The 6,143-nt window shown below is 66.0% G+C and carries 6 protein-coding genes; 1 reads left to right on the forward strand and 5 read right to left on the reverse strand.

Translation table 11 applies throughout. The features are described from left to right. Nucleotides 1-75 precede the first annotated feature (75 nt). The 5 genes from JHC81_RS05380 to JHC81_RS05400 all read right to left on the reverse strand — a co-directional run bounded on the left by JHC81_RS05380 (nt 76) and on the right by JHC81_RS05400 (nt 5,274). Nucleotides 76-1,050, reverse strand: coding sequence for a sodium-dependent bicarbonate transport family permease (locus tag JHC81_RS05380; RefSeq protein ID WP_292171674.1), 975 nt, complete (start codon nt 1,048-1,050; stop codon nt 76-78). 148 nt (nt 1,051-1,198) lie between these two features. Further along, on the reverse strand, nt 1,199-1,624 hold the full coding sequence (locus JHC81_RS05385) for a response regulator (RefSeq protein ID WP_292171677.1): 426 nt from the start codon (nt 1,622-1,624) through the stop codon (nt 1,199-1,201). Continuing rightward, nucleotides 1,621-3,564, reverse strand: coding sequence for an ATP-binding protein (locus tag JHC81_RS05390; protein ID WP_292171679.1), 1,944 nt, complete (start codon nt 3,562-3,564; stop codon nt 1,621-1,623). Before JHC81_RS05390 ends, JHC81_RS05385 begins: the two co-directional genes overlap by 4 nt. Further along, nucleotides 3,561-4,181 (reverse strand): response regulator transcription factor, encoded by a 621-nt coding sequence (locus JHC81_RS05395; protein WP_292171682.1) that lies wholly within the window; start codon nt 4,179-4,181, stop codon nt 3,561-3,563. Before JHC81_RS05395 ends, JHC81_RS05390 begins: the two co-directional genes overlap by 4 nt. 1 nt (nt 4,182) lies before the next feature. Next, entirely contained in the window at nt 4,183-5,274 is a 1,092-nt protein-coding gene (locus JHC81_RS05400) for a histidine kinase (RefSeq protein WP_292171684.1), read from the reverse strand. A gap of 168 nt (nt 5,275-5,442) precedes the next feature. Here JHC81_RS05400 and JHC81_RS05405 point away from each other — a divergent pair, with 168 nt between their 5' ends. Beyond that, nucleotides 5,443-6,051, forward strand: coding sequence for a phosphoribosyl-AMP cyclohydrolase (locus JHC81_RS05405; protein WP_366465673.1), 609 nt, complete (start codon nt 5,443-5,445; stop codon nt 6,049-6,051). Nucleotides 6,052-6,143 lie beyond the last annotated feature (92 nt).

The following is a 6,143-nucleotide window of genomic DNA, read 5'->3' on the forward strand; positions in this document are numbered from 1 at the left end:
GGCTGGCCGCAGCTTGGTTCACAGCTCAGCCTAGCACCGGATATCCGGGGTACGGCAAGAGGTGATCCGCCAGCATCAGCTCCACAGCCACATGGCCGCGGCCGTATACAGGGCAATGCCGGCAATCAGGTTGAACGGAAAGGTGATGGCCAGCGATGCCGTGACGAATACGCCAGGGTCGGCCTGTGGCGCGGCCAGTCGCATGGCAGCGGGCACAGCGATGTAGGATGCCGATCCCGCCAGGATGGTCAGCAAAGCTGCGTCTCCCAGGTCCAGACCTGCCAGCCGCGACAGACCCAGGGCGATGGCCGCCGACAGCAGGGGAAAGCCCACAGCAAAGCCTATGACGCCGACGCTCATCTTGCGACCGCCCTCCATCAGCCTGCGTGCCGCCGTCAGGCCGATATCCAGCAGGAAGAAGCATAACGCACCCTGGAACAGCGGTCCGACGAAGACGTCCAGCCGGGCCAGCCCTGCCTCGCCCGAAATCAGTCCCACGACGAAACTGCCCAGCAGCATGACGGTGGCGGCACCGACGAACACTTCGCGCAGAATCGTCCTGCGTCGTCCGGGCTCGCGCCATCCCGCTCCGTTCAGCAGGATCAAGGCGGTCAGGATGGCGGGTGTCTCCATCAGAGCCAGGACCGCAGCCATGTAGCCGCCAGGGGTCAGCCCGACAGAGTCCAGATGCTGTTGCCCCGCCGCGAACGTCACCACCGATACCGATCCATAGGTCGCCGCGAGCGCGCACAGCGTCGGGCGGTCCAGACGGGTCGTCCGGCGCAGGATGAACACAGCCGCCAACGGCATGACGGCGCTGAACGTTATCCCCAGCGCGGCCGCTGTCAGAAAATCGCCGTTCAGCCCGGCCGATCGGGCCTCCACCCCACCTTTGAAGCCGATGCAAAGCATCAGATACAGCGACAAGCCCTTGGCCACAGGCTCTGGGACGGCCAGGTCCGATCGTGCCAGCGCGGCCAGCGCGCCGATGAAGAAGAACAGGATGGCGGGCGACGTCAGCAGCGACAGGCTGGCGGAAAGATCGGGCATGCGGGAGACCTTGCGAATGACGCCGGGCCTATGACGCCCCCCCGCAACGCTCACCAGTTTATAGGCATCATAATCGCCATAACGAGTTACAATAGTCGATTACATTCGTGTCGCAGAGCCACCGGTCAGCTTTCTCAGCCAGAAAGCCTCAGCGGGCGGCAAACCGTCGTCGCGTGTCCAGCAGGACCCAGCTGCGCATCAGCAGTTCGCCGACATCGTAAGGTTTCAACAACACGTCGTTCGCGCCTAGCGCCAGAGCGCGCAGCCGGGCGTTCATCGTCGAATCGGCCGTCAGCACCAGGATGGGCAGGTAGTCATCCTGTGCCGTAAGCCTGCGAAAGCTTTCCAGACACTCATAGCCGTCGAACCCCGGCATCATGAGGTCCAGCAGAACCAGATCCGGCGGTGTGGCGGCAAAGTCGGCCAAGGCCTCGCGCGCGTCCAGATGCGTCACGACGTAGGTAAAGCCCTCCCGACGGAAGGCGCGATCGACCAGGTTCAGGTTCGCCGCCTCGTCGTCCACGACCAGAATGCGTGCCGTTTTCAGGGACGGATCGTCGGGTACGATCTTCATGCGCTCGCTCTGGCCTGGGACAAGTGACGAGGGAGAGTGACCGTGAACCTGGCACCCGTCCCCTCCTCACGCGCGTCGTAAAGGATGTCACCGCCCTGGGCCTGCGCCAGACCCCTGGACAGCGCCAGCCCGAGCCCGGAGCCTTCCACGCCGCTCCATCGCTCGGCATCCAGTCTGTCGAAGGGCGTGAACAGGCGACCGACGAACGTCTTCGGCACGCCCGGCCCCTGGTCGGTCACGGCAATGCGAACCTCCTTGTCGTCCTGGGTAATGCTCACGGTCACGACGCCACCACGCGGTCCGTATTTGATGGCGTTCGACAACAGGTTCAGGACAATCTGAAGCGTTGCCCGGCGGTCGGCCCAAGCCACAGCATCATCCTGACCCTCGATCCCTATGTCCACATCGGCCGCCGCGGCCTGCGGCGAAATCAGGTTGCGTACATCGTCCATCAAGGGTCGAACCTCGATCGCCGTCAGGCTCAAGGCATGGCCGCCTGCCTCGATCTGGGCGATGTCCAGCACCTCCTCGATCATCGCCAGCAGGTGTCCGCCCGCCTTGGCGATCTGATCGACGGCGTTCATCTGATCCTCGGTCAGCATGTCTCGATCCAGGCCCAACAGCTGGTTGAACCCCAGAATGGCGGTCAGCGGCGTGCGCAGCTCATGGCTCATGCGCGACAGGAATTCGCTCTTGGCACGGCTGGCGCGTTCCGCCTCGGCGCGGGCCTGACCCAAGGCCTCCTCGGCACGTCGACGCTCGGTCACGTCGCGCGTGACCTTGGAGAAGCCGGTCAACGTCCCGTCCTCAGCGCGCAGCGCCGTGATGACGACATTGGCCCAGAAGCGTCCACCGTCGTTGCGCAGACGCCAGCCGTCATCCTCGGCCCGCCCTTCGCGCCGGGCGATTTCCAGCAGGCGATCCGGCGTCTCGTCGCGGCTCTCGACCGGATAGAATGTCGAAAAATGGCGGCCCAGGATCTCATCGGCCGTCCAGCCCTTGATCCGTTCGGCACCGGCATTCCAGCTGACCACCCGTCCGTCCACATCCAGAGCAAAGATGCCATAGTCGCGCACGCCCTCGATGACGCGGCGATAGCGCTCCTCGCCGTCGCGCAAGGCGGCCTCGCGCGAGCGCAGCAGATCCCCGGCCTGCACCAGCCGGCGGGCCAGGCGGCCGATCTCGTCCTGGGCGGCATCGACGATGTCCAGCGGCTCGCCGCGCTCCAGCCGCTCGGCCTCTCGCTCCAGACCACGCACTCTTCGCACGATGCCGGTGAATAGCAGCTGTGCCGCCGCCAGCCCGCCCAGCAGACCGATCCCCGCCATGACGGCCGTCAGTGCCCAGGTCCGTCGACGCTCATCGTCGGCCCTGGCCTGTCGCTCGGCCAGCAGCGTGGCCTCTCGTATCTGCATGGCCTCGATCTCGGCCCTCAAGGCGTCGAGCACCGCCTTGTTGGCGATCAGGGCACGGGTCACCTCGGGCGCCTGCAGTCCCGTGGAGGTTCCGGCTCCCGGCATGGCCGCCAGCTGTGCCAGGCCTTCGCGTTTCAGGATGACCAGCTCGTCGACCCGCACCAGCCGGCCCCGGATTTCGCCGTCGCGGGCGGTGCGCCGTAGACGGTCCAGCGTGGCGGGCAGCAGCGCCTCGGCCTTGACGTAGGGCTCCAGGAACGCGCGGCGCCCGGTGAGGCGATATCCCCGAACCCCGCTGGCAGCCTCGGCCAGCAGGGCGTGCACCTCGTGAATATCGCGCTGAATCGCAAATGTCAGTCGGACCTGGGCCTGGGCCTGGGCCTCGGCCCTCGCCGAAAGGTGCAGCGCGCCGATACTGGCCAGCAGGATAGCCAACGGCAGGGCCACGACGATCAGTCCCTTGGCCCCCAGACCCAGATCGGCCCACCCACGCGCCAGACCGGCCTGAAATACTCCGCGTTTCACAGCGAAGTCCGGGCGGCAAAGACGGCGGCCTGGGTGCGATCGACGACGTTAAGCTTGGCGATCACCTTTTCAACATGAACCTTCACCGTGCCCGGGCCAATCCCAAGCTCGCGCGCGATCGCCTTGTTGGTGAGGCCCTGCGCGACCAGCATCAGCACCTCGCGTTCCCGCCTGGTCAGGCGCTCCAGGTCGCCCTGGCTTGGTCCCGTGGCAGGGGCCATTGCCTGACGCAACAGTTCACCGGGCAATGCCGTGCGCCCCGCCCCCACGGCGCGAATGGCGTGCAACAGTTCCTCCCGACCTGCGTCCTTCAGCACATAGCCAGTCACCCCGGCCGACAGGGCACTACGAACATACTCCGGAGTATCGTGCAGCGTCAGCATCAGGACCCGTGCAGAACCAGCGGCCAGTATCTGCCGGGCGGCATCCAGGCCGCTCATGCCGGGGCCAAAGCGGATATCCAGAATGGCCAGGTCGATGTCCCCCGCAGTGCATCGCTCCACCGCGCCCTCGCCGGTTTCAGCTTCGGCGACGACCCTCAGGTCGGCCTCGCGCTCGACGACGGCACGCAGGCCGGCGCGCGTCAGTTCGTGGTCGTCGGCGATCAGGATGCGCATATCATACCCCTGCCAGAGGGACGGTCGCACGGATGCGGAAACCGTTTGACGTCGGCCCGGCGCTTAACAGGCCTGCGACCTCGGCCAGCCGCTCCCGCATGATATCCAGCCCGAAATGCGGCCCGTCATCCAGGTCGTCGAGGCGTCCGTCGCTGACGCCTGACGTATCGACCGTCAGAATGATGCGGCTGCGATCGGAAGCGATCGACAGGTCGAGTGCGACATCCCCGCCCGGCGCATGTTTGGAGGCATTGTTGAAGGCCTCCTGCCCGATTCGGAACAGAAGCGTCTCCAGCCAGTCGGGCAGACGTGTATCGACATGATCGGAAATGGCGACCCTGTGACCGGCTCCCTCCAGCCGACGCGCCTCTTCTCTCAGGGCTGCTGTGACACCCAGGTCGTCCAGGCTTGGGGGGCGCAGGCCCGCGATCACCCCGCGCAGGTCCGAGACCGAACGTCTGGCCACGGCAATCAGGGCCTGCAGCCTGTCTGCCGCTGCGGTATCGATCGGGGCCAGTTCCAGATGCAATAACTCCATGTGTCGATAGAGGGCCGCCACCTGCTGGGCCACGCCGTCGTGGAGGTCGGCGGCAATCGCGGCGCGTTCGCGTTCCTGCGCCTTGACCACGCTGGAGAGCACCAGCTCCAGCTCCGTCTCGCGTGCCGCAAGACGAGCCACGAGCTGCGTCTCCTTGCGCCGCTGCAAGTCGACAGTCAGCCGAGCCTCGATCATCTCCACCAGCAACCGCAGCGCCGCAGCATCCTCGTCGTTCGACAGGGTCTGGGGATTGGTGGGGGCCGAGAACACCAGCCGGACACCAGACCGCCCACGCTCGGCCAGAGACTCCAGCGGTATGACCATTTCGTCGGGGGCCGTTGTGCTGTCGGCGTCCTCAAGCCTGCCTTGCCGAAAGCCTGCGAAATGCGCCGCCTTTCGCGCGGCGCTGCCGACGACCCGGTCTAACGTTTCGGTGTCTGCGGCAGCCAGCTCGCGGCTGACCTCGATCAGCAGTTTCAACCGGGCGGCCCGCGCCTGCGCGTCGCGAAACAGCGAACGCAGATCGAGCCCCGGCAGTGTCTGTTCGATGGCCACGCGGGCACTCTCTTTTCAGTTCGTATCGACATGTACCAAGAAGGCACCGCGTCGTCGTATGCCATATGGCATAGGTCGTGCGGCCTGCCGTCAGGCTGATGTGCGCTCCCATTGGATCCAGCATCCTTTCGTCATCGCCGCACCTGCGGCTCACGAAAGGATGTCTCGATGCGCAAGCTGTTCACTGTCACCACCGCGGCCGCGCTGCTGTTCGCCGGTTCGGCCATGGCGCACACCGATCGCGCCACGACGTCGGGGGCAAGCTATCCGGTCGCCAACCTCAGTACCTCCGTGGCCGCCGCGCCCATCACGGTCGCCGAAGTCGAGGCCGCCCAGCGCGCCTGGGGCACGGCCCTGGTCGCGATCTCCACCGAATACAAGACCAATGGTCGGGCCGCCGCCACGCGGCTGGCCAGTCAGGTTCTCGACACCGCCTACGGCTATAATCTGGGACCGGTGGCGTTCAAGCCGACCCTGGCTCATGGCGACACCACCTTCCGTACGACACACGAAGCCGCCTTGGCCTATTTCGTCGGCGGCAACCCGAACTTCGCCGAGGACACCGGCTTTGCCCTCAAGGGCTGGCAGTCCTACGAAGTCGCCAATGCCGCCGTCGTCATCAATGGCACGACCGCCATCTCGACCGGAAATGTCATGCTGACCAACGACAAGGGCGAAGTCACCACGGTCAACAAGACCTGGGGCTGGGTGCGCGATGCGAACGGTGCCCTGCGCATCGTCCTGCACCATTCCTCGCTGCCGTACGACCCGGACTAAAGGTCGGCGACCGGCCGCGTCAGCCCTAAGGCGCGGCCGATTCGCCTGTCGCGTGCGCCGCGATGACTGCCGCTGCATGGGCTGCCCCCCCC

This window comes from Brevundimonas sp., from assembly GCF_016463295.1.
Taxonomy (GTDB): Bacteria; Pseudomonadota; Alphaproteobacteria; order Caulobacterales; family Caulobacteraceae; genus Brevundimonas.

What these genes read in the sequence shown, in the direction of transcription:
- JHC81_RS05380 (WP_292171674.1), bottom strand. Translation starts at nt 1,050, where the DNA reads ATGCCCGATCTTTCCGCCAGCCTGTCGCTGCTGACGTCGCCCGCCATC.
- JHC81_RS05385 (WP_292171677.1), bottom strand. Translation starts at nt 1,624, where the DNA reads ATGAAGATCGTACCCGACGATCCGTCCCTGAAAACGGCACGCATTCTG.
- JHC81_RS05395 (WP_292171682.1), bottom strand. Translation starts at nt 4,181, where the DNA reads ATGCGCATCCTGATCGCCGACGACCACGAACTGACGCGCGCCGGCCTG.
- JHC81_RS05405 (WP_366465673.1), top strand. Translation starts at nt 5,443, where the DNA reads ATGCGCAAGCTGTTCACTGTCACCACCGCGGCCGCGCTGCTGTTCGCC.